Raw genomic sequence first — 20,887 nt, 5'->3', positions numbered from 1 at the left:
CGTTTTGCTTGTGCCAACATGGTGAAGGGGCACACAATAAAAAAGCGTATTTTTATTGTAACCAACCCCTCCCGATTATGAAAATTCTAAAAGCACTCGCCTGGATCATTGGTATTTTGCTGTTCACTTTTATAGTGCTTGTTTTCCTTGCGCCCACTACCCTGCATGTGGAGCGTACCATCGAGATCAATGCGCCTGCCAGCATCGTTTGGAATGATATTGTTCGCTTTGAGCGGTTCAATGAGTGGAGCACCTGGAAGAAGATGGACTCCGCCGCAAAGTATACCATCACCGGTGAAGATGGCACCGTTGGTGCGATCGATGCCTGGAAGGGCGACAAGATCGGGGAGGGGCAATTGGAACACCTCGCGCTGGACCCCTTTAAGAGCGTTCAGCAGAAACTCACTTTTATCAAGCCTTTCAAGTCTGAGGCCGATGCTTTCTTCAATCTTACCGAAGCTGCCGGCAAAACAAAGATCACCTGGGGCTTTGACGCCCGCTATGCCCGACCCCAGAATGTAATGTCGTGGTTCATGAAAGGGGCGCTTGAAAAAGACTTCGACCAGGGCCTCAATAACCTCAAAAGCATGGCCGAAGCCGATAAAAAAGGCCCTGGAACGCCCAATGGCATCGACGTAACGGTGAAAGAGATGGATTTTCCGGCTACCACCTACATGGCTATACGAAAAACCATCCCGGTGAAAAATATCGGCTCTTTCTACCGCAGTCACCTGGAAACGATCTACAAAGCCTCCATGGAAGCGAAGTTGCAGCCGGGCGTACCCTGCGGCCTTTTCTTCACCTGGGATACCATCAGGCATGAAACGGATATGGCTGCCGCCATCCCTGTACCGGAAGGCAGCAAAGCCGGCGCCGGCTTCGAAATCATCTCCCTGCCCGCCGCCAGGGCCGCTTATGTGGACTACTATGGCGCATACAACAATACCGCCAATGCCCATGTGGCACTGCGCAAATTCATAGCTAACAAGGGTAAAAAGATAGTTCCGCCCATGATGGAAATGTATGTGACAGATCCCGGAACAGAAAAAGATACCAGCAAATGGCTCACAAAAGTCATTTACTTTATGCAGTAGGATTTACAATAGAAAGGAAACTAAGGGATAGTTGGCAGCTTAAATTGAACGACAGATACTAATAACATGCTTATCTCTCCAGTGCATTCGCGTACATCGTAGGCTCAAACTCAATGATTTCATATAAAGCCAACTGATTCTTTTCCAGCGGGTCTTCCGCCATGATTTGCTCTACTTCTCTCCGGCTCGAGGCCTTGCACAGGATCAAAGAACCGGATTTGGGCTTTCTCCTGCCCGAAAGAATGAACTGCCCCGTTTCATAATGTTTTTGAAGGAAAGCTGTATGCGCCTCCATGAAGTGCTCTACAGCCGCCACAGGACGGATATACTGTAATAAGATCAGGAACATATCGGTTTTTCTATGGTTTTAAAAAATAGTTTCATAGCAAAGCACAAAGGTATTAACTATATCGGTAAAGAAATATTGTGTGACCCGGGAAATAGAGACATATGAGCTTACAAAAATATACGTACTTTTGCAGCATTGAAATACCACGATTGTTGTAAAGTTCAACAGAAATCGTGGATAGACACTGATTCGCTATGTTTGTTTTGAAAGACCTGCCCCGGATCCCTTTTCTGCCGCAGGATTGTGCTGCAATAACACCGCCAAGTGGAGTGCGAAACCAGGACTGTCATGCAATGCCATCATTTTTATAATTTTTATTTTTATTATGAAAAAAACAATTTCCAAAGTTTTGTTAACCGCTGTCACCGCAGCGGTCGTGTTGTCTGCCTGCTCGAAAGTACCCGAGGAAAGCAAGTATATCCCCAAAGAAGCTGGCGTGGTACTGGAACTGAACGCCAAACAACTCACCCAGAAGCTCGTTACCAACGGGCTGAGCATGGAAAAGCTCTTCAATGCCGCACAAACAAAAGATACCAGCATCACCAACGCCTGGAATGACGCTAAAAATTCCGGTATCGACCTTGCCAGCAACTTCTTTGCCTCCTTCATCTTCAGAGGCGATATCAGAGAAGGAAAATCCTATCTCTCTATCACTGGCAGCCTGAAAGATGCCGACAAGTTCGAAGCCTATCTGAAAAAAAATGTAGCCGATTTTTCTCTGAAGAACAAGAACGACTTCAAATATATCTGGGATGCCAAACAGCATGCAGTGATCGGCTGGACCAAATCCACGCTGATCTACGTAGCGCCGCTGGACAGGAACAAACTCGACCAGCTCAATAACAACGGAATGCCCACCCTCCCCGATGCCAATGGCGACGGCGATGTGGACAGCGCTGCCGCCGCACCTGCTGCTACTGCTTCTCCTGCCGCCCAGGTAACAGAAGATGAAGCCGCCACCTGGGTAGCCGAAACAGATCACCTCTTCCACCTGAAAGAGAATGAAACTGCCGGCACCATCGAGCCTTTCAAAAAGCTCATGAAAGATCCTGCTGATATCGCGGTTTTCGTAAACCCTGAATCCATCTACAACAGCGGCCAATTCGCCATGATCCCGGCCAACTTCAAAAAGCTGATGGAAGGCACCTACTATACCGGTACCCTCAACTTTGAAAAAGGCAAAGTGCTCTTCAACGGTGATACCTACTATGGTAAAGAACTGGCGGCCATCTACAAAAAATTCGGCAAGAAAGAAGTGGATATGGATATGCTGAAGAAATATCCTTCTGAAAATATCACCGGCTTCCTGTCTTATGCAATCGACCTGCATGTAATCGGCGAGATCATCAAATCCACCGGCGCTGATGGCCTCGTGAATATGGGCCTGCAAAACGCCGGCCTTACCATGGATGATATCCTCAACGCATTTGAAGGTCAGCTGGTTTACGTCGCTTCCGACTTCACCGTTACCAAGAAAGAATCTCAGTACTTCCCCGGTGAATTCCGCGATGAGCCTTCCGCTAAATGGATCTTCAACCTGAAAGTAGGTAACAAAGACGCTTTCAATAAAGTGATGACCTCTCCGATGGTGAAACAATATTTCACCAAAGAAGGCGATCACTATGTGATGGCCAACCCCGCCATGGCTGCGATGGCGCCGAGCTTCAACATCACCGAAAAATCTGTGACGCTCGGTTCCGACAGCGCACTGCTGCAACAATACCTCGCGGGTAAAGGCAGCATCAAACTGCCTGAAGGCGTAGAAAGCAAAGTGAAAGGCAGCATGATGGGCGGCTACCTTAACGTAGAGCAGATCATGAAGAACATCCCTGAAGATAAAGTGGATAGCACTGAAAAATCCATGATCGTGAAACTGAAAAATCTGCTGAAAGATGCTACCTTCTCCGCTCAAACTTCCAGCGGTGATATCCAGCATTCTGAAGCCGTGCTCAACTTCAAAGACCAGGACAAGAACAGCCTGGTACAACTGGTTGAATTTGGCACTGAAGCTGCGAAAATGGTAGAAGCCAAGAAAAAGAAAGAAGCCGCTAACCAGGCGCTGGAAGATAGCCTCTTCGCCGCACCTGTGGCTGGCGCAGATAGCTCGATCGCTCCGGCCGCTGCGCACTAATTCATATTATTCAGTACGCCGCCCCTTGAAGTGCCTGAAGCGCCTCAAGGGGCGGTTCACTTAAAAGCAACCCAGCACAAGATCATGCAGATTCAGTTACAACAGTTGTTGCCCGTGCCGCTTAAAGACAAGCTCCTGCAGCGGTCTTCCGGCATCTGGAACCAGGATGTTACTTTTCAGCAGGGTAGCTTTGTGAAAATAAAAGCGCCTTCCGGTACCGGCAAAACCACGCTGGTACATTATCTTTATCATATCCGTTACGACTATACGGGAAATGTGCTGATCAACGGCAAGCCCTGGCCAGCCTACGATCGCAATGCTATCGCCGCTATCCGGCAACAACAGATGAGCATCGTTTTCCAGGACCTCCGCCTTTTTGAACAGCTCAGCGCACAGGAAAATATTGAACTGAAAAGAGTGATGATCCCGGAGCCATACTGTACGGCAGAGAAAATAAAAGAGATGGCCAGCCGCCTGCAAGTAACGCATGTGTTACAGCAAAGCAGCAAAACGCTTTCCTATGGCGAGCGTCAGCGCATCGCCATCATCCGCGCACTGGCGCAACCTTTCCAGTGGCTGCTGATGGACGAGCCTTTCAGTCACCTCGATGAAGAGAACACCCGCCGCGCTGCCGCCCTCATCGCAGAGGAATGCAAAGCGCGGGGCGCCGGCTTCATCCTCACAGACCTGGACAATGATCAGCACTTCCGCTATGATCAGCATTTTCAGCTTTAATGTAACGTATTCATGCGCCCATTTTTTGGATTACTTAAACAGATCATTCAAACCGGCGTCGGCAAAAGCCGGTTCATCATGGCTTCCATAGGACTGGGCATCGCCATGCTCCTGATCCTTATAGCGTTGCAAGCCCATTCCAACTTCAGCCAGCTGCTCTACAGCGAAAAAAACCAGAACGAAACCGCCGACTTTCTCGTGATCAATAAAAAAGTGACCAACAGCAGCATGGGCCTCCCCGGCAAAAGCGTGTTCACCGCAGCAGAGATCAACGAGTTTAAAAAGCAACCTTTCGTACAGGCGTTCGGGTTAGTGACCTCCAGCCAGTTCAAAGTAGTGGTGCAAGCCCCCGGCGATCTGCACTTCGCCACTGATATGTTCTTTGAAGCTGTGCCCGACAGCTTCCTCGATGTGAAAGGCGCCGACTGGCAATGGGCTCCCGGCAGCCGCACCATCCCCATCATCTTACCCAACGACTTCCTGAATCTTTATAATTTCGGTTTCTCCCTCAGCCAGGACCTGCCACAGATATCGCAGGAAACAGCTAAAGCGCTGCCATTGCAGGTGAACATCTCCAATAATATCATCTCTGAACAATACCTGGGGCATGTGGTCGGGTTTTCTGACCGTATCTCCTCCTTCCTCGTACCACAAAACTTTATGGAATGGGCCAATGAAAAGTATGGCGCCGCTACCGCGCCGCTGCCCTCGCGGCTCATCATCAAAACGCCAGACCCCTCTAACCCGCAACTGGTAAAGTTCCTGGACGATCATGGCTATACCACCAACCAGGACAAACTCAAATTCAGCAAAACAAGGGTGATCGTACAAACGATCGTTTCTGTAGTTGGCTTTTTCGGGTTGATCCTGCTTTTCTTTGCCCTGCTGGTTTTCAGCATGTTCATACAACTGATCATAGCCTCCTGTAAAAAAGAAATACAACTGCTGGTGACGCTGGGCACAGCTCCGAAGCAATTGCAACGCTATTTACTGAAACAGTTCGTGCCGCTGTACTTTATCATCGGGGTGATATCATTGGCCCTGGTGGCGGCTTTGCAGTATATGGCCGCTACTGCGCTGGCGAAACATGATATGGTGGTGAGCCCCTGGCCAGCCTGGCTGGTATTTGCTGGCGCGCTGGCTGTACTGGCCCTGGTGTACCTGGTAAATCTTTACACCGTGCGTAAATATGTGTTGCAGGAACAATGATCATCTGTTAATTTAATGGTCTAAAAACAGATGACCATGTTAGCTGACGACAAGAAATTTGTACATGTAGTGAACTTCTACCTGAAGCCAGGACTGAATGAAGAAGAGATAAAAAAATTTGAGGCTGGGGTGTCCAGCCTCGGTACGATAAAAGAAGTAGTGGTATTTAATGTAGGAAAACCCGCTCCCACAAACCGCCCGGTTATTGACCGCAGCTACCATTACTGTTTGCTGTGCGTATTCCACAACATGGCGGATCATGACATCTACCAGGAACATCCTACCCATCTCCGGTTTATTGAAGCATGTGAACAATACTGGGAGAAGGTGATCATCTTCGATTCCGAGACGATCTGATACTATGGCTGTTTTTCGGCGGTGAGCGCATATACCGCGAAGGAGGCGAGCCAGTGTTCGCCGGCATAGTCGCCACTGGCTACATGCGGGATGGCCGCTTCCAGGTGGTGGTTGGCCAGTGCGCGGATAGCAGCCTCATTTTGGCCGGCATGCCTGGCAATGTTATACAGGCACCAGGCGCGGCTCAGGTTGAGGCCATCGAGGTGAACGAGCTTGCCGTCGGTACGGTCTTTCACTTCTGCGAGTTGCAGGATGCTGATCTTTTTTTCGAAGAGTCCCGGCAGAAAATCGTGTAGCCATGTACGGTAGTTGGCCGCTGGCATCACGCGCCACATAAGGTCGGCCTCGGTGAGCGAAGGGGAGAGGAAGTCATAACCGCCCGGTTCCCAGCTCACAGGCGCGTTTTTATCATTGGCATAAAAGCGCATGGCGGCATTGCGGATGGCAGTTTGTAATGCTGTGTCATGGGCCGTTTCTGCGTAATCCCAGGCGAGGCAAAGGCCGAAGGCGAGGTTGGTATGTTCGCCCACGCGGATGGGGTACATGATCTTGCCGAGAAAATCGATGTAAGATGCGGAGAATTTAGATGCGAGCGGTTGTACATGCTGGCTCAATTCCTTGCCCAGCGGGTCGTTCCAGGTGAGCAGTTCGCGTTGTAATTGCAGCAGCCAGCTCCATCCGTAGATGCGCTCGAAACTTTTGTTTTCCTTATCGGAAAAGAGTTGCAGTTCTCCTTTGATATTTTCAGCTGTAAGATGAGTGGCCAGTTTCTTTTTGATGAGCTCCCGCTGTTGCAGGTCAGGAAAGGATTTGAGCAGCCTTACCAGCATCCAGTGGCCGTGCACGCTGCTGTGCCAGTCGAAGCAACCGTAAAATGCCGGATGGTAATTTTTGGGTGCGGTTACCAGCGAGCTATCAGAAAATACGATGCCTGTTTTATAAGGAAATTCCAGCTCCAGGCACTTCAGCGGCAAGCCCGACAGATGATCGGCGCCGGCGGTAGTGAGTTGTAGCTGCCCTTGCTGCGTATGGGTGTACAAAGGTTGCTGGCCGTTGGCATTCATCGTAAAAGCAAAAAGTGTGATAAATGATATTCTGGTCAGGTATTTCACAGCGGGATAAATGTTTATTTGTTAAACAACAATTTTACGTAGAACATGGGTTTGCCGAGTTTCTTGCGGAGGTCTACCTCATGGAACATGCACGACATCAGCTCTTTCAGCTGTTTGTTGCGCGAGCCCATTTTCATGAGCATATTGAACAGCCAGGGGTATTTGATGAGCTTCTGCAATTTGGTGCTCACTTGTAACTCAGGTCCGAGGATGCGGTATACACCTTCATCGTAGGCGTTGAAGAACTGATCGGAGAAGTCGTTGGCTTCAATAGCCCTGGCGGCCTGTTGTGCCGCGATACGGCCGGAGTAGAGCGCATTGCCGATACCTTCGCCGGTAAATGGATCGATGAGGTAGCCGGCATCGCCTACGAGCATATAACGTTCGCCGTGGAGCTTGCGTTTTTTGCTGCCGAGAGGCAGGCCATAGCCATCGATGGAGCCCACGAGCGTAGCGCCGTCGAAACGCTCTTTCATCACAGGATCGGTAGCGATGGTATCGAGCATGAGCTTTTTCAGGTTCACCTTTTTATTGCGGGCGGTATTGCTCAGCATACCCACGCCCACATTGGCTTCGCCATTGGGCAGCGGGAATATCCAGAGGTATCCGGGCAGCATATTTTTAAGGAAGTGCAGCTCGATGAAGTTGTCGGTATGCAGATTTTTGATGCCTTTATAATAGGCGCGGATGCCTGCCACATAGTGCTCTGGTTCCATTTTGATGCCTGCCACATCTTTGGTAAACGAGGAGTGGGCGCCGTTTGCGACGATCACTACTTGTGCTTTCACCTGGAAGGAGCCATCGTTGTTGGAAAGATGATAAGCGTCTGCCTGCAGCTCATATTTATCAATACTAACGCCTTCGAATAAACGAATTTCCGGGCGGCGTTTGAGTTCATCCACGAGAAAATTGTCGAAGTCTATGCGTTTACAAACAAAACCTCTTGGGTCGTTCATTTGTTTTTGATAGTCGGGTTTGTAGGGGATGTCCATGCCGATGCGGTTCGGCGCAACGAAGGTAACGCCCCAGCTGTCGGCTTTAAAGGCCGCCTTTTGCAGGCGTTCGCCGATGCCTTTGTCGATACGTTCCAGGATGGTGAGCACTTTTCCACTGAGGCCATCTCCACACACTTTATCTCTCGGGAAAATAGCTTTGTCCACTACGATACATGAAATGCCAAGCTGAGCCAGCTGAAGGGCTGCACATGCGCCACCAGGGCCGGCTCCGATGATACAAACTTTTGTTTCCATTATTGCTGATAATATAAGCTGCCCGGAAGATACGGAATATTGCATTGTTGTATCTGTATAATGAAAAGAAGCTATATGAATAGACACTGCCCGGATCGCTTATCTTTGCAGCCTTAAAAAACGCACGAACATGTTTGGTGATTTATTTGGTAAGCTGACACAGATCCAGCAAAAAATGAAAGAAGGCAAGGAACGTCTTGCAAATGTGACCCTCGATGGCGACGCCGGCAACGGCGCCGTAAAAGTGTCTGTAGATGGCAATCGCCAGGTGAAAAGCATCGATATTGCTCCGGAACTGCTGGTGGCAGATAAGAAAGAAGAGCTGGAAGACTTGCTGATCACCGCGCTGAACCGCGCCCTGAAAGCTGCCGAGAACTCCTGGGAAGCCGAAATGAAGAGCGCCGCTGGCGGCATGCTCGGCGGCCTCCTGTAAAATATTGGGGGATTTTTTGATTTACGGATTTATAGATTTGCGGGGAGATTGATCAATAAATCCGTAAATCCGGAAATTCCCAAATCCGTAAATGATTTTCCCTTTTTGAGGAGATTCTTTTACGAACAGCTCGTTTCTTTGCTGTTTACGAACTACCTATATGAAAGTTTTTTTTCGCCGTATACATCTGTACCTGGGCCTTGTAGCGGGTTTGGTCATCATCAATACCTGTCTTACCGGCGCCCTGCTGGTATTTGAGAAGGAGATCACGGAGGCGTGTAACCATGACCGTTACTATGTAAGGCCTGGCGCGCAGCGTTTGCCGCTGGACGAGATCGCCAGGATGGTGAAGCAACAGGCGCCAGGCGCAGGCATCGGCCGCATACAGGTATACAGCGATCCTGCCCGCAGCATGGTAGTGTCGTTAGAAGAAGGCAGGAAAGGCGAGCGTAAAAAAGAAAACAAGAAGGAAAAGGGCCGTCAGGCCTTTGTAAATCCCTATACCGGTAAGGTGATCGAACTTTACAGTTACCAGGAAACTTTCTACTACAAGATATTCGCGATGCATCGCTGGCTGCTGGCCGGCGCAGTGGGCAAAACCATTACCGGGATCAGCACTTTCATCTTCCTCTTTATTCTTATCACCGGCATTGTCCTCTGGTGGCCCAAGACCCGCAACATCCTGAGGCAACGCCTGAAGATGAAGGTAGATGGCGGCTGGAAGCGCATCAACCACGATATGCACGTAGTGCTTGGCTTTTATACGGCTATCTTCCTGTTTATTGCCGCCTTCACAGGCCTGACCTGGTCGTTCGAGTGGTTCAGCAAAGGGATGTACGCCGCACTGCGCACCTCGCCCAAGCCGATGGAACCGCCCTTATCTGTTCAGCCTGAAACCGGCCGCAGTATTGGCTTTGAAGCGGCATTGGCAGGGGTAAGGCAGCAAGTGCCTGATGCCAGCTGGTACATAGTGTCGGCCCCGAAAGACAGCGCCGCCGCTATCACAGTTACCTTATTGCCTGCCGGTACCCGCCATGAAGGAGCTTCTACCACTTACTATCTCGATCAGTTCTCTGGCAAGGTGCTGCAATCGCAGACCTTTGGAGAAAAGAACCTGGGCCAGCAGATCCGCAGCACGATCAAACCCCTGCATACGGGTTCCATCTTCGGGCTGCCCTCCAAAATATTCGCGCTGGCAGTGGCTTTGCTGGGCGTAACTTTCCCGGTTACCGGTACGATCATGTGGATCAACAGAACACGCAAGCAGCAAAAAAGCATCCGGAACAAACGGCAAACTCCCACCGTTGTAGCTGCGTGATAACAAGTCATTTACATTTTTTGCATAGGCCTTTCAGAAATGAAAGGCTTTTTTGTGTTGGCATCTCTTCTTAAAATCCCCTGAATCTCCCCGCAAACCGTTATTCATGGCCGAAATAATCGTTTTTAGCATTTCTTTTTGTATAGCTGGAATAACATTTGGCATCTGAACAGTAATAAAACATTATCACTATGCGAGTATATCCGAAACCGCCCGTACCACAAGGAAGGTTCTTTTATTACATCGTACTAGGAGCCATCCTGATCTCTGTGCTCGCCGAACTGGTCATTTCCAGCAGGCGCTAATTAATCCGCTAAGCCATGATAAACCAATACGAAGTGCCGGCCTATATTGAAGACAATATACCGGCACTTAAAAAAGCCTTACACCAGTTCCCTGCCGTATTTCATATATACGACACCGTTAGCTGTTTCAGTGAATACACCGGCACACAGCTGCGGGAAGAGAATTTTAATGTGGCAGGCAAATGCCTGTCGCTGGCCGGAAAGCTCTATGAGCGCGGCAACGAGGTGGTAAAAGGAGCTATCACGCGGGTGTTCCTGCCGGCCTTATGCGCCGTACCGATCACCAACGGGATGAACCGTATCAGGGTATATTCCATGATCCCGGGATCTATATACAGCCTCTTCATACAAGAACAACTCAACTTTAACAAACGTACAAACCAGCAATAATGGAAACAGATGATGACATCGTCGTCAGGTTGGCAGTAGCCACAGACGTTGATTTTGCAATACCGATCGTAGCAGAGATGGAAGCCTCTGCAAAAGCACGGGGCACCGGCATCTCCAAAAGAAATCCTGCTGATATCAGGAAAAAGATACTGGAAGGAAAAGCGGTGATTGCCTTCAGCCGCGAGGGAGTATGGGCGGGATTTTCCTATATCCAGTCCTGGGAAAACGGCGAGTTCGTATCCAACAGCGGATTGATCGTTTCTCCCAATTTCCGCGGTAAAAAAGTGGCGGCGGCCATCAAGCAAAAAATATTTGAACTGAGCCGCCTGCTGTATCCATCTGCAAAAATATTCAGTATCACTACCGGCCTGCCCGTGATGAAACTGAACAGCCGCCTGGGTTTTGAGCCGGTCACTTATAACGAGATCACGCACGACCCACAATTCTGGGATGGCTGTAAGAGTTGCGTAAACTATCCTGTGCTGGTGGCCAAAGGATTCAAAAACTGCCTTTGTACTGCCATGTTGTTCGACCCTCTGCTGAAGGAAGAACAAACAAGCCCACTTTTGACCATACACGAACCGGCGATGCATTGATATTGCCGGTTTATTTTTTTATCTTCGGATACATTTTATCAGCCAACCTAGCTTAGTCGGTAGAGCAGTTGTTTCGTAAATAACAGGTCGTGGGTTCGAGTCCCATGGTTGGCTCAATGGAAGTGAACTAGTTATGAGGATAATCGTTTTTCAAACGGATTTACTTGATACGTGATTTGATACACTTTTTCATGTGAAAGACTTGCATTAACCCAAAATTCAGAGATAGCGTAATTAGTGCCCTTGGAGTCGATATGAAAGAGTTTTTTAGTGAATAACGGTAACTAATTAATCTCAAAAATATAAACAATCGGTTCTCATTTTGTTAGTAGAGAATCAACTATACGGCTTATCTTCTCTAAAAGCCCATCATAATATCCCTCTTCAACATGGGCAATAATGCCCTTGTTAATAATAAATAGAGTTGGATATGATCTAACATGATATTCGTGCGCGATAGTGTCACCGCCAAGCAACACGGGGTACTTTATGTGCTTACTATCAATAAATCCTGGTAGTAACTCTGTATGCTTTTTGTCGGTATTTATGCTAAGTACTTCTATCTTGTCCCCAGCCTTATATTTTTGATAAAGCTGATTCAAAACCGGAATTGTTTTGAGGCATGGATAACATGACATATACCAAAAGTCAAGTATAATGATCTTGCGGCGATAATCATCCAGTTGAAACACCTTTTTGTCAACATTAGTAAGGCTCCAGGCTGGTGCAGGATTTCCGGATGTAAGTGTCAGACCTGGATCATTCTCTTTGTATAGTTCTTCCAAAGACCTGAGTTGCAAACGATTCTTTGCCAGCTGATAGTCTATATCAAATAGATTGTCATTTATGTGCGCATGGTTCAATCTTGGATGATGTATGCTTACCTCCGTGATTTGTTGATCATTAAAAGCATTTGCAAAAAAAATTTCTTTTGTTATTAACAACTCCTCTTTATCGATCGTTAAAAGACTATACATACGGGTTACGTCACCTCGATCCGGGTAGCTGACTTTCAATAAGATTGTTCGGGTCCCGTTACGCTCGACATATATTTTAATATTTGCATTGTTCAATATTCTACTATAAAAGCTATCGGTCAGTAATGGTTCAAAGAAAAGGTCATGAAACACATTAGACAGCGCGTCAGGCGCTTGCTGTTGACGTATGTTAAAGCTAACAGCCTGTTTTGTCCCAGGCGTTCCCAAAATCAACGACTTGGGGGATGAAATAAGAAAAGAACTATCGTCACTTTTTTGGATATATATATAACGTTTATTGCCTTCATTCTTGAAAACGCATACTGCACTGGCTCTGACAGTATCTGGTGTTAATATCATCTTGTTCTTTACAAAAACATTAAATGAACCACTGCGAACGCCTTTCAGGCGCTGGTGACATTTCTCAAGCCATGCGCGTCCTTCGATTTCATTTTGTGTTCTCGCACGACATTCCCCCATACCTATTCCAATTAGGTAGGCAACAATTACAAACCACTTTGATATCATATTTTGCCAGCTATTCATTTCTGATTTCAGATTGGACAAACAGATCGGTTTGAACAGGAGCAGTATTACTAAAGACACTGATTACTTTTTCTATTTGTCCGGATAAATCTCCAGTTTTAATCGATATCTCCACGCTTCCAGAATCTCCTTTGTTAACCGGTTCTTTGCTAAAATTGGTTACAACGCACCCACAGTGAGCTTTAATGTCATTAATTACGACAGGAGCTGCCCCATTGTTTACAAATCTGAAGATATGAACCAATTTTGCCCCCTTCTTTACATTTCCGAAGTTATAAGAATATTCTCTAAATTTTATTGCTGGAAGATGTTCAGAGTCCTGTTTGATATCGTTTGTCAGTGATGGAAAACTGTATTCTGTTATAGGTACACGAGATTTGCTGTGCTGAGAGCACGAAGCTATTATCAAGGCAGTAAATAAGACTATTATTCCAATGAGTTGACGAATAGGTGATTTCATTTTCATTGAATCGCAGTTTATACTCCAACACAGTACTTATGACAAAGAAACAGTACTGTGTTGGAAATACTTATCTTATGGCTTAATGGTATCTTTAGGGGGAGTCGTGACAATCAACTTACAGACCTTTGAATTGTCTGGGTCCGGGCAATAACATAAAGCAGATTGAGAGTTAATATCAAATTTACAGCCACTACAGTTTACTCTTGTGCAATTGTAGTGAATAGTGGAATCTGAAGCCATGGAGACAAGGCTTAGTTCATTTCCCCTTTTAACCAGCTCAGTGTAAATATCTACCGTATTATTTGCATCTATCTGTGCCCTTGTCATAAGATAATAGTGATACTTTCCCTTGATAACCTTTTTGTCAATAATTTCAAAGTCTTTTTGTGTAAAATTCTCTCTGATAAATCTTGCATATCCGGCTCCAAGCTGATCTTTCAACGAGTGTAGCGAAATCTCATTTTCAATGAGCTTCCCATTTGTTTCCATTGCTAAACCTTCTTGCTTAGATGGGATCATTTGTTTCTGGCAGCTCAACAGTATTACCACGGTTAGCATTAAAAATAAAGCAATAATTAGAGGAGGTTTCATTTGCATATTTTTTAAGGGTTAATTAATGTAAAGCAGCTATATTGGGCGTATCTTTTGGGGGGGCTGTAACGATTTTTTTACAAGTTCCTCCGTTTGGGAATCCGCACACACAAGATATAACACCTGTCACTCGGTTGAGATAAATGCCACATTGGTTGCAAGTCATCGCCTCACAGGTAACAATGGTTGTATCTGCAGCCAATGAATTTGTACCACTAAGTTGCTTAAGGGAAACATAGACATCTCTTACCTTAGAGGAACTGGTTTCAACTGTGGTCTTTAAATAATAAAAGTTGTCTGCTTTAATAACAGATTTGTTTATAACGCGGAAATGCTCGGCCTGCAAGTTTTGTTTGACAAATGCTATATATTTCACCCCTATAGCTTCCGGAAGCATATCGTTGGATGGAATAGCAGTAATACTGTTGCCCTCTATTCGGCCAATGATAGAATCTTGCGGGGCTACCTGGTTCTTATCTCGACAGGCATTTATTGCCATGCAGATCATAACAAAAAGAAATAGATACAAAGGAAATTTACTTTTCATGGGCTTCGATTTAATTGGGTTAAGGGTTTAATAAAAAGGGCTATCAAAAATCATCGAAGATTATACTGCCGAACATCGTGGTTATTGCTTATTAAATTTAATTTTCAATTATTGATTTCTCTATTTTTTATTATCCTTGATAAGTTTATAGAAAACGTTCAATCATAATGTGACACTAATAAAAGCTTGTTATGCCCCGAAAATATGTCCAAAAATTCATCGTAAACCTTGCCAATCGTGCTTCAAAAATGCACTAATAAAGCTGGAATGAATTTCGGTAAATTCTGCCCTTTTTGTAGACCGTAAACGCTGCAATTGAAATGTCAGTGAACTTCAATAAATCGACCATCTGACTAAACTTTGCTATATTTTCACAAAGAACGCAAAACTTCAATAAGTGGGCAGGTGTTGTTTCGTAAATAACAGGTCGTGGGTTCGAGTCCCATGGTTGGCTCAGTAGTATATCGCCCGAAAATAATCCCCTCTTTCCGCAGGGATTATCTTAACTTTAGTAAATAAAGTTATTGACCCCAAACCCCTTGTTTATGAGCACCTCAAATGTTTATGCGCGCCGGCGTGAGGAAGCCTCTTCCAACAGCAGCAGCAGTCATGTGGCCAACAACATCCTTCGCCGCAAATCCGCTACCAGTCGGGCAAATGCCGCCCAGGAAACGCAAGCCGATGCCACGGCGGATCATATCATGCGCATGCCCCAACCAGGCCTGATACAAAGAAAATGCGCACATTGTGAAGAAGAGGAAAACCTGGCCCAGCGCAGCCCGCAGCCCGGATTTATCCAACGTCAGGCTGCCGGCGGATCAGCACCCGCCAGTGATGCTACTTCCAGCGCTATCGACAGCTCTCGCGGTGGCGGGCATCCCCTGCCGGAAGGCACCCGCGATTTCATGGAAAGCCGCTTCGGCGAAAGCTTTGTAGATGTACGTATCCACACCGGGTCTTACGCCACCCGGCTGTCGGACGACCTGCAAGCGGAAGCCTTCACGGTAGGTAAGGACATCTATTTCAACAGCGGCCGCTTTGCACCTGAATCCAATGAAGGCAAACACCTGCTGGCACATGAGCTTACGCATGTGATACAGCAAAGCGGCGGCGGTACTGGCATCCAGCGGAAAATGAAACTCACCGGCACCGACGAAGCGACCCGCAAAAAGTTCCTCGCCAAAATGAACGATGGCTCCAGCGTAGCAATGGAAATGGAAGCCGACGGTAACATTAAAGCCACCGATCCCAAAGCTACCGGCAAAGATGAATATGCCAAAAAAATGCTCGAAGCCATTAACGACGCACAAACCGTTAATCTGAACCTTATCCCGAAATCAGATACCAAGTTCATCGACAGCTTCGCCACCGGAGATGTAGATACCGATGATACCCTCAATCTTTCATCGCCCATCTTCAGAAGCTGGTTCCTGCATTTCGTGGTGGAAAGATTTGCCATCAAAGATTATGAAAAGAACAAAGCCAGCGCTTCTAAAGACGACTTTAAAAAGGCACACCAGGCCGGGCATGAATCACAGGAAAAATTCCTGAAAGAAACCTATCCTACCAAAACGATCAAATATATAGGCGAAGGATTTGACGAAAGCACCAGGAAAGTAAACGGCTCCAACGATGGCTCTATCGATTACTATTTTGATTTCACCGATGTGAAATACATCTTCACGCAACCGATCGTAGCCGGGGCAACAAAAGAAAATATTATCAAATCAGAACTCAAGATCGTCAGATAAACAGCTATGAACGAATACAATTTCCGTACAGTACCGCAGCAGGAGCAACTCTGGGCGGGATATGAGCAAAACGGATTGCGGGAAGGTTTCTGGCATTGTTATGAAAACAAGTTGCTGAAAAGATCTGTGCAATATGTACACGGCGCCAGGCAGGGCCGCGGATATTTTTTTGATGATGCCGGCAAACTCCGCATGATCCTGACTTTCGAGCAAAACAGGCTGCATGGACAGGCGAAGTTCTTTTCTTCTGAGGAAGAACACCTCGCTACTTTCAAATACATTTTCGACAAGCTCGATGAAGTATTGTATTATGTGCCGGATAAAGAAAGTCCACCCAAACGAAAAGACTTTCTGCCCCCTACAGAATAGGCTTAACTTGTCGTGTAACAAACCAGGACACTAACGCGCTTCACGATAAATCACTTTTCCATGAAGCGATCTTTATGCCTTTTCTGTATCGCAGTAGCCGCGCTTTTCATCGCCTGCAAAAAAGACCATGAGAGCCAGTCAGGCCCCCTGATGGTGAGATTTGTAAATAAGAGCGAATCCTGGTTCAGTAACCTGAAGATCGGTAATCTGGATATCGGCAGGCTGCCGCAAAATGTTACCACCAACTACTTTCCGATCGACAGTATCTACGTGATGGGTAACAGCGCATTGCTCTCCGCTTCCGGCAATGCCGATGCCGACAGGACCATCGTTCCCATGGGTTATTGTGGCACGCCACCCTTACCGCCTGCCACCACCTTACGTAATGGCAAGCATACCATTTACATCAAGGTATCACCCACCATCGACAAATATTGTGTACTCTCATTCGAAATAAAATAGCGTATAACCGTTTACGTTATTCCATCTCGCATTGCAGAAAAGTACCGGAATGCAGGGTTGCAGTGATCTTCAGCTCCGTGTGCAATGGTATCCGGGCAAATATCTCCGGCGTTACATCTATCTTCTTCAATCCAAATGGATTGTCTTCCAGCAACAGGTAATGTTCCCTGATACCCAGTTCATTGGTGCTGGATTTATTTTTAATCCTCGTCGTGAGCACTATTTTTTTCTTTTCTTTCAGGTCCCGCTTCAAACGCGCGATGGTGCTGAACCAGAAGGCAAGAAAGAAGGAACAGTACAATACCGCTACGGCCAGAAAAAAGTATCCTGGCTGTAAAGACTGGATGCGCAACATGATAAGAAAGAAACCGAAGAGCGTAATACCGCCAAAGAATAAAGACATCTTGCTAATTTGGTTGTACTTGGCGGCAAGATTACTTTTCAGGATAAAGGTGTCATCGTGGTTGAGCGACTGGCAGTTATAATTATCCGTCATAGAATAGATTTGTGATAAGATGCAGGCCTGATATTTTTCCATAAACATACTTGTGTATCTTTAGGAGGTTAAATTCCTATTCTATGCGTGTTTTACTTTTGTTAGCTTCTCTGGCCTTGTTTGCTGCCTGCCATGAAACCGGCAGTAACAAAACACAGGAAAAAGTTACCCTGACGGCCAACTCTATCTATAACCCCGACTCCGTAAAGGCCGCAGTAGCCACTTCCAGAGGAAATGTGAACGCCGCGGAAAAGAAATTCCTGGCAGCAATAGACCAATACCGGAACAAAAAACATGCAGATGCCAGCGTGGCCCTGTTCAAAAGTTCCATCTTATTGCGGCCACAGGGCAAAGCATATTATGAACTGGGCAATGCCCTCATGGATAACGGCAAGTATTCAGAAGCCATCGGCGCTTACAATATGGCAGAGCTGCTCAGCTACCAGCCACTGTCAAAAGTATTGTACAATAAAGCCTGCGCATATTCGCATAATCAGCAGGTGGACAGCTCGCTGTATTTCCTGGTATCGGCCATTGAATTTGGCTACGGTAATGTGGATAACATCATGAAAGATCCAGACCTGTTATATGTGAGATCCACAAATGAATATAGTTTTCGTAGAGCCGTTACCGAGACGCTGAGCGGCGCAGGAGATCCCGACAAACTGCAATGGACGCTGTTTGCCCGCGAGTTCAAATCGCTACCGTTGCCGGTTACGCTCGACAAATCCTATGCAGAGAAACTTTCAGACGACAGGAATATTCCCTACGATTTTGAAAGATATGTACCCGAGATGCGTGATGCTGAATTTTCCCGCGAAGTAGGCAGCACCTTCTATTCTGTGGGGCTGGTAAAAGCTGCCGAAACCTACAAAACACTGGTATATGCAGTGAATGATAAAGAGATCGAAGGATATAATTTCCCGTATTATTATCTCGTAAGTTATTCTCCTACCGGTAAATTGATCGATAAATTATTGGTAGGCGGACAGATAAAAGATGATGATCCTTACCGTGTAGGTATGATCAACGCTAATGGAGAGATTGCGTTGACAGATTACAAGATTGAATACGAAAAAGATCCGCAGAAAGAAGGCTTCAAAGATAATAAGGAGGTGTCCAGTAAGGAGATCAAGCGGGATTATTACACGATCAGCGATGATGGACACTTTACACACAAATCAGGAGAGCCGCTGGCGGTAGCCGGGCGCCAATAGCTTCAGCACGGCCCGTTTCAGGAACAGTTCTGCTATCAGTAAGTTCAAGGTCCAGCTGAGCCAGGATACGGTGATATAAGCTGCCGCAGGTTTCAGCGGCATGTGCATGAGGCCGAGCAGGTAAGCATAAAAACGAAGCGTAACGGCCGATAAGGTCAATGCATAACTTCTCAACATCCACGCGCTATGTGATTCCCAACGGTGTTGCATAGCGCGTTTCCATCCCGTCGCCGTAAAGGCGATCCACAATGCAGAAAGGATCACAAAGCTGATCCGCGCCGGCCATCCGCCATTGGCGTAAAAGGCCATCACCAGACCTGTTGGCCCGCTGATGCTGATCACCACTCCGGCATAAGTTTTTCCCAGCGCGCGGTGCAGCCGCGGATGCCGATGCAGCATATAGCTGCTGAATTGGAACAACCCCGCTATCAGCACCACGCTGCTGATAAAAACATGTGTATAGAAACTGATGCGCCAATGCTGTACATGCCAGGCGATCTGCTTGGTCATCAGGAAATTGGTATACCGGTTAAATGCGAGGTAGGGGATACTCAGCAGTATCATCAGCCAGGACGCATAGAGTATAGCCGTGGCCGTTAGTATCCATAATATCTTCTTGAACCTTCGCATCTTATGGCATGCCATGGAACTCGAAACCCTCGCCAGTTACGCTTTCTATGTATAAGCCATCATCTTCCGTTTCCGGTTTGTGATAGTTGATGGTGAACTGTGATTCTTTTTTATTGAAGCGTTCGTTGGGTTGCCAGTTGACGGTAATATATTTTTTGTCGTTGCTTACTTTCCAGGTACCTCTTACAACAACGGCCTGTTCTTCAAAAGTGGAATCAGTGATCTGTGGATAATATTTGAGCTGGCAGCTGCCGTCTTCTTTGGTTTCGAGCGTGCTGTGGCGCACATCGTCCGCGAAGAAGTTGGCTATACTGTTCATGCCGTCGGCATCATTGCTTTTGTTGTAATCTTTTGCGTCTACCCTCGCCAGCTGGAATTTCTTCTCTTTAAGGGAAGGAGTATTCACTGGCGCCCAGCTACCACTGCCGCTTTGGAGGTTATTCATCAGGGTGAGCACAAATTTACCATCAAAAGGATGATCGCCTGGTTCGGCAAGGTGGAGCACATAGTTGCTGCCATCCATGCTTACATCGCCATGAAGGTTGCGGCGCAAACCCTTGTGGACATTGTATCCGGCTACTTGTTTGCCGTTAATAAAGTTGATGGTAATATAAATGGGGCTGCCGTCGAAATCGCCTTTGTAAGAACCGGCAATGTGTTTCAGCATGGTATCTGCCTGGGTACTGTCAGCAGTAATAGCAGCACTGTTGACAGCAGGTTTGCAGGCCTGTACCAGCAGGGCGGCGGTGAACAATGAGATAATGAATAATTTCACAGGGATATTTTTTTATAAAGATAATGAATGAACACTGACTGCTGGTTATCCTTTGAAGGCAACATCGATCACGAGTAGTTTGTTGATCTTGTCGGCAGAGTGGTTCAATGTGCCGGACACCTTCAGGAAATAGCGGCTGATGGCCACTTTGGCGGGTCCGGAAGGAAATGAGCAGAGGCCTGCGATCCGTGAAAGTGCCAGCCGTCCGAAATGCTGTTTTATCTGCTGACGTAATTCATTGATGTTGGCTTCGGGGAATAATTGCTTTTCTTCAGGAGTATATTTTTTACAGAGATAGAAATTACTCGCTTCTTCTTTGAGCGCTTCCCAATCGGAGCGATGATGTTTCCATTGTAATAGTGCCAGGGTGGGGGAGCCTTCAATGATGGCGCTGGTTTCATAGCGTTGCCATACTTTCATTTTCTCGTTGGCACCGGCAGTAATAGCGAGCATCTGCCCTTCGATGGTGTGTTTGTAGGCCAGCTTGAAAAAGAGCGTGTCGGGATGGAGTTCGAAATCATTGCGCTGTGCATCAGGATAGATCCAGTCGAGCGAAAAGTAACAATCACCGAAACGGATATACGTAACGCTGTCTTTGTTGACAACCGACACTTCGTTGGATGCTACTTTGGTGGCGGCGTGCGCAGGCGGTGCAATCAACAACATGGTGTCAATCTGTACAGGCCTTTCCTGCTTGGGTTTGGCGGGTGAGTGGCATGCCAGCAGCACCAGCATGGGCGCTGCTAATGAGAATAATCTTTTCATGGTATGCGGGTCCTATAAA

The 20,887-nt window shown here is 46.9% G+C and carries 24 protein-coding genes and 2 tRNA genes; 15 read left to right on the top strand and 11 right to left on the bottom strand.

Annotated elements, in window-relative coordinates; translation table 11 throughout:
• Positions 1 to 77: 77 nt before the first annotated feature.
• Positions 78 to 1,094 (top strand): SRPBCC family protein, encoded by a 1,017-nt coding sequence (locus FPG75_RS18175; RefSeq protein ID WP_143308552.1) that lies wholly within the window; start codon positions 78 to 80, stop codon positions 1,092 to 1,094.
• 70 nt (positions 1,095 to 1,164) lie between these two features.
• Here the strand turns inward: FPG75_RS18175 and FPG75_RS18170 are convergent, their stop codons facing one another.
• Positions 1,165 to 1,443 carry a YciI family protein gene (locus FPG75_RS18170; protein WP_143308550.1) on the bottom strand — a complete coding sequence of 93 codons (279 nt, stop codon included), beginning with the start codon at positions 1,441 to 1,443 and terminating at the stop codon, positions 1,165 to 1,167.
• A 325-nt stretch (positions 1,444 to 1,768) separates the two neighbouring features.
• Here FPG75_RS18170 and FPG75_RS18165 point away from each other — a divergent pair, with 325 nt between their 5' ends.
• The 4 genes from FPG75_RS18165 to FPG75_RS18150 all read left to right on the top strand — a co-directional run bounded on the left by FPG75_RS18165 (position 1,769) and on the right by FPG75_RS18150 (position 5,875).
• Positions 1,769 to 3,574: a hypothetical protein gene (locus tag FPG75_RS18165; RefSeq protein WP_143308548.1), complete on the top strand. Its 1,806-nt coding sequence runs from the start codon at positions 1,769 to 1,771 to the stop codon at positions 3,572 to 3,574.
• A gap of 84 nt (positions 3,575 to 3,658) precedes the next feature.
• The gene (locus tag FPG75_RS18160) at positions 3,659 to 4,309 is read left to right on the top strand and encodes an ATP-binding cassette domain-containing protein (protein WP_143308546.1); all 651 of its coding nucleotides are present in this window, start codon (positions 3,659 to 3,661) and stop codon (positions 4,307 to 4,309) included.
• Positions 4,310 to 4,387: 78 nt separating this feature from the next.
• Entirely contained in the window at positions 4,388 to 5,518 is a 1,131-nt protein-coding gene (locus FPG75_RS18155) for an FtsX-like permease family protein (RefSeq protein ID WP_161596841.1), read from the top strand.
• A gap of 30 nt (positions 5,519 to 5,548) precedes the next feature.
• Entirely contained in the window at positions 5,549 to 5,875 is a 327-nt protein-coding gene (locus tag FPG75_RS18150) for a Dabb family protein (RefSeq protein WP_236652828.1), read from the top strand.
• Between the two features lie 2 nt (positions 5,876 to 5,877).
• Here the strand turns inward: FPG75_RS18150 and FPG75_RS18145 are convergent, their stop codons facing one another.
• Together FPG75_RS18145 and FPG75_RS18140 are read right to left on the bottom strand one after the other, a co-directional pair.
• A complete protein-coding gene (locus tag FPG75_RS18145) occupies positions 5,878 to 6,987 on the bottom strand; it encodes a DUF2891 domain-containing protein (protein WP_236652827.1) in 1,110 nt (369 codons plus the stop codon).
• A 14-nt stretch (positions 6,988 to 7,001) separates the two neighbouring features.
• Entirely contained in the window at positions 7,002 to 8,237 is a 1,236-nt protein-coding gene (locus FPG75_RS18140) for an NAD(P)/FAD-dependent oxidoreductase (RefSeq protein ID WP_236652826.1), read from the bottom strand.
• Positions 8,238 to 8,367: 130 nt separating this feature from the next.
• Here FPG75_RS18140 and FPG75_RS18135 point away from each other — a divergent pair, with 130 nt between their 5' ends.
• The 5 genes from FPG75_RS18135 (at position 8,368) to FPG75_RS18115 (ending at position 11,393) form a co-directional block, all read left to right on the top strand.
• Positions 8,368 to 8,670, top strand: a complete 303-nt coding sequence (locus FPG75_RS18135; RefSeq protein ID WP_143308542.1) for a YbaB/EbfC family nucleoid-associated protein — start codon at positions 8,368 to 8,370, stop codon at positions 8,668 to 8,670.
• Between the two features lie 160 nt (positions 8,671 to 8,830).
• Complete coding sequence (locus tag FPG75_RS18130) at positions 8,831 to 9,988, top strand: PepSY-associated TM helix domain-containing protein (protein ID WP_143308540.1); 1,158 nt, start codon at positions 8,831 to 8,833, stop codon at positions 9,986 to 9,988.
• Positions 9,989 to 10,308: 320 nt separating this feature from the next.
• Positions 10,309 to 10,683 (top strand): DUF7674 family protein, encoded by a 375-nt coding sequence (locus FPG75_RS18125; RefSeq protein ID WP_143308538.1) that lies wholly within the window; start codon positions 10,309 to 10,311, stop codon positions 10,681 to 10,683.
• Positions 10,683 to 11,279: an N-acetyltransferase gene (locus tag FPG75_RS18120; protein ID WP_143308536.1), complete on the top strand. Its 597-nt coding sequence runs from the start codon at positions 10,683 to 10,685 to the stop codon at positions 11,277 to 11,279. Before FPG75_RS18125 ends, FPG75_RS18120 begins: the two co-directional genes overlap by 1 nt.
• A gap of 41 nt (positions 11,280 to 11,320) precedes the next feature.
• Positions 11,321 to 11,393, top strand: a tRNA-Thr gene (locus FPG75_RS18115).
• Between the two features lie 203 nt (positions 11,394 to 11,596).
• On the opposite strand, the gene FPG75_RS18110 is transcribed toward FPG75_RS18115, so the two are convergent.
• From FPG75_RS18110 to FPG75_RS18095, 4 genes are all read right to left on the bottom strand, one after another.
• Positions 11,597 to 12,823, bottom strand: coding sequence for a TlpA family protein disulfide reductase (locus FPG75_RS18110; protein ID WP_143308534.1), 1,227 nt, complete (start codon positions 12,821 to 12,823; stop codon positions 11,597 to 11,599).
• Entirely contained in the window at positions 12,795 to 13,268 is a 474-nt protein-coding gene (locus FPG75_RS18105; RefSeq protein ID WP_143308532.1) for a DUF1573 domain-containing protein, read from the bottom strand. Before FPG75_RS18105 ends, FPG75_RS18110 begins: the two co-directional genes overlap by 29 nt.
• Positions 13,269 to 13,337: 69 nt before the next feature.
• On the bottom strand, positions 13,338 to 13,856 hold the full coding sequence (locus FPG75_RS18100) for a hypothetical protein (RefSeq protein ID WP_143308529.1): 519 nt from the start codon (positions 13,854 to 13,856) through the stop codon (positions 13,338 to 13,340).
• Positions 13,857 to 13,878: 22 nt separating this feature from the next.
• On the bottom strand, positions 13,879 to 14,403 hold the full coding sequence (locus FPG75_RS18095) for a hypothetical protein (protein ID WP_143308528.1): 525 nt from the start codon (positions 14,401 to 14,403) through the stop codon (positions 13,879 to 13,881).
• A gap of 382 nt (positions 14,404 to 14,785) precedes the next feature.
• Between FPG75_RS18095 and FPG75_RS26050 the strand changes: the two genes are divergently transcribed.
• The 4 genes from FPG75_RS26050 to FPG75_RS18080 all read left to right on the top strand — a co-directional run bounded on the left by FPG75_RS26050 (position 14,786) and on the right by FPG75_RS18080 (position 16,985).
• Positions 14,786 to 14,857: transfer RNA gene (locus FPG75_RS26050), tRNA-Thr, on the top strand.
• A 91-nt stretch (positions 14,858 to 14,948) separates the two neighbouring features.
• Positions 14,949 to 16,154 carry an eCIS core domain-containing protein gene (locus FPG75_RS18090; protein ID WP_143308526.1) on the top strand — a complete coding sequence of 402 codons (1,206 nt, stop codon included), beginning with the start codon at positions 14,949 to 14,951 and terminating at the stop codon, positions 16,152 to 16,154.
• Positions 16,155 to 16,160: 6 nt separating this feature from the next.
• Positions 16,161 to 16,523, top strand: a complete 363-nt coding sequence (locus FPG75_RS18085; protein WP_143308524.1) for a toxin-antitoxin system YwqK family antitoxin — start codon at positions 16,161 to 16,163, stop codon at positions 16,521 to 16,523.
• Positions 16,524 to 16,583: 60 nt separating this feature from the next.
• Complete coding sequence (locus FPG75_RS18080; RefSeq protein ID WP_143308522.1) at positions 16,584 to 16,985, top strand: hypothetical protein; 402 nt, start codon at positions 16,584 to 16,586, stop codon at positions 16,983 to 16,985.
• A gap of 16 nt (positions 16,986 to 17,001) precedes the next feature.
• Here FPG75_RS18080 and FPG75_RS18075 read toward each other — a convergent pair whose 3' ends face one another.
• A complete protein-coding gene (locus FPG75_RS18075; RefSeq protein WP_143308520.1) occupies positions 17,002 to 17,481 on the bottom strand; it encodes a hypothetical protein in 480 nt (159 codons plus the stop codon).
• Between the two features lie 83 nt (positions 17,482 to 17,564).
• Here FPG75_RS18075 and FPG75_RS18070 point away from each other — a divergent pair, with 83 nt between their 5' ends.
• Positions 17,565 to 18,698: a TPR end-of-group domain-containing protein gene (locus FPG75_RS18070; RefSeq protein WP_143308518.1), complete on the top strand. Its 1,134-nt coding sequence runs from the start codon at positions 17,565 to 17,567 to the stop codon at positions 18,696 to 18,698.
• On the opposite strand, the gene FPG75_RS18065 is transcribed toward FPG75_RS18070, so the two are convergent.
• From FPG75_RS18065 to FPG75_RS18055, 3 genes are read right to left on the bottom strand one after another with little or no spacing between them, the layout of a single operon-like run.
• A complete protein-coding gene (locus FPG75_RS18065; protein WP_143308516.1) occupies positions 18,663 to 19,328 on the bottom strand; it encodes a DUF2306 domain-containing protein in 666 nt (221 codons plus the stop codon). The genes FPG75_RS18070 and FPG75_RS18065 overlap by 36 nt on opposite strands.
• A gap of 1 nt (position 19,329) precedes the next feature.
• Entirely contained in the window at positions 19,330 to 20,103 is a 774-nt protein-coding gene (locus FPG75_RS18060) for a hypothetical protein (RefSeq protein ID WP_143308514.1), read from the bottom strand.
• Between the two features lie 45 nt (positions 20,104 to 20,148).
• Positions 20,149 to 20,868 (bottom strand): hypothetical protein, encoded by a 720-nt coding sequence (locus tag FPG75_RS18055; protein WP_143308512.1) that lies wholly within the window; start codon positions 20,866 to 20,868, stop codon positions 20,149 to 20,151.
• Between the last annotated feature and the right edge of the window lie 19 nt (positions 20,869 to 20,887).

The organism is Chitinophaga vietnamensis, assembly GCF_902167635.1.
Lineage (GTDB): Bacteria > Bacteroidota > Bacteroidia > Chitinophagales > Chitinophagaceae > Chitinophaga > Chitinophaga vietnamensis.
The sequence above is the reverse complement of the archived record's forward strand: the minus strand, read 5'-3'. Positions and strand labels throughout refer to the sequence as shown.

Bases quoted from the DNA above. Each gene is read 5' to 3' on its own strand.
- FPG75_RS18165 (WP_143308548.1), top strand. From the start codon at position 1,769: ATGAAAAAAACAATTTCCAAAGTTTTGTTAACCGCTGTCACCGCAGCG.
- FPG75_RS18125 (WP_143308538.1), top strand. From the start codon at position 10,309: ATGATAAACCAATACGAAGTGCCGGCCTATATTGAAGACAATATACCG.
- FPG75_RS18170 (WP_143308550.1), bottom strand. From the start codon at position 1,443: ATGTTCCTGATCTTATTACAGTATATCCGTCCTGTGGCGGCTGTAGAG.
- FPG75_RS18070 (WP_143308518.1), top strand. From the start codon at position 17,565: ATGCGTGTTTTACTTTTGTTAGCTTCTCTGGCCTTGTTTGCTGCCTGC.
- FPG75_RS18055 (WP_143308512.1), bottom strand. From the start codon at position 20,868: ATGAAAAGATTATTCTCATTAGCAGCGCCCATGCTGGTGCTGCTGGCA.
- FPG75_RS18155 (WP_161596841.1), top strand. From the start codon at position 4,388: ATGGCTTCCATAGGACTGGGCATCGCCATGCTCCTGATCCTTATAGCG.
- FPG75_RS18175 (WP_143308552.1), top strand. From the start codon at position 78: ATGAAAATTCTAAAAGCACTCGCCTGGATCATTGGTATTTTGCTGTTC.
- FPG75_RS18130 (WP_143308540.1), top strand. From the start codon at position 8,831: ATGAAAGTTTTTTTTCGCCGTATACATCTGTACCTGGGCCTTGTAGCG.
- FPG75_RS18065 (WP_143308516.1), bottom strand. From the start codon at position 19,328: ATGCGAAGGTTCAAGAAGATATTATGGATACTAACGGCCACGGCTATA.
- FPG75_RS18105 (WP_143308532.1), bottom strand. From the start codon at position 13,268: ATGAAAATGAAATCACCTATTCGTCAACTCATTGGAATAATAGTCTTA.
- FPG75_RS18135 (WP_143308542.1), top strand. From the start codon at position 8,368: ATGTTTGGTGATTTATTTGGTAAGCTGACACAGATCCAGCAAAAAATG.
- FPG75_RS18160 (WP_143308546.1), top strand. From the start codon at position 3,659: ATGCAGATTCAGTTACAACAGTTGTTGCCCGTGCCGCTTAAAGACAAG.
- FPG75_RS18085 (WP_143308524.1), top strand. From the start codon at position 16,161: ATGAACGAATACAATTTCCGTACAGTACCGCAGCAGGAGCAACTCTGG.
- FPG75_RS18150 (WP_236652828.1), top strand. From the start codon at position 5,549: ATGACCATGTTAGCTGACGACAAGAAATTTGTACATGTAGTGAACTTC.
- FPG75_RS18090 (WP_143308526.1), top strand. From the start codon at position 14,949: ATGAGCACCTCAAATGTTTATGCGCGCCGGCGTGAGGAAGCCTCTTCC.
- FPG75_RS18120 (WP_143308536.1), top strand. From the start codon at position 10,683: ATGGAAACAGATGATGACATCGTCGTCAGGTTGGCAGTAGCCACAGAC.
- FPG75_RS18140 (WP_236652826.1), bottom strand. From the start codon at position 8,237: ATGGAAACAAAAGTTTGTATCATCGGAGCCGGCCCTGGTGGCGCATGT.
- FPG75_RS18095 (WP_143308528.1), bottom strand. From the start codon at position 14,403: ATGAAAAGTAAATTTCCTTTGTATCTATTTCTTTTTGTTATGATCTGC.
- FPG75_RS18080 (WP_143308522.1), top strand. From the start codon at position 16,584: ATGAAGCGATCTTTATGCCTTTTCTGTATCGCAGTAGCCGCGCTTTTC.
- FPG75_RS18075 (WP_143308520.1), bottom strand. From the start codon at position 17,481: ATGACGGATAATTATAACTGCCAGTCGCTCAACCACGATGACACCTTT.
- FPG75_RS18100 (WP_143308529.1), bottom strand. From the start codon at position 13,856: ATGAAACCTCCTCTAATTATTGCTTTATTTTTAATGCTAACCGTGGTA.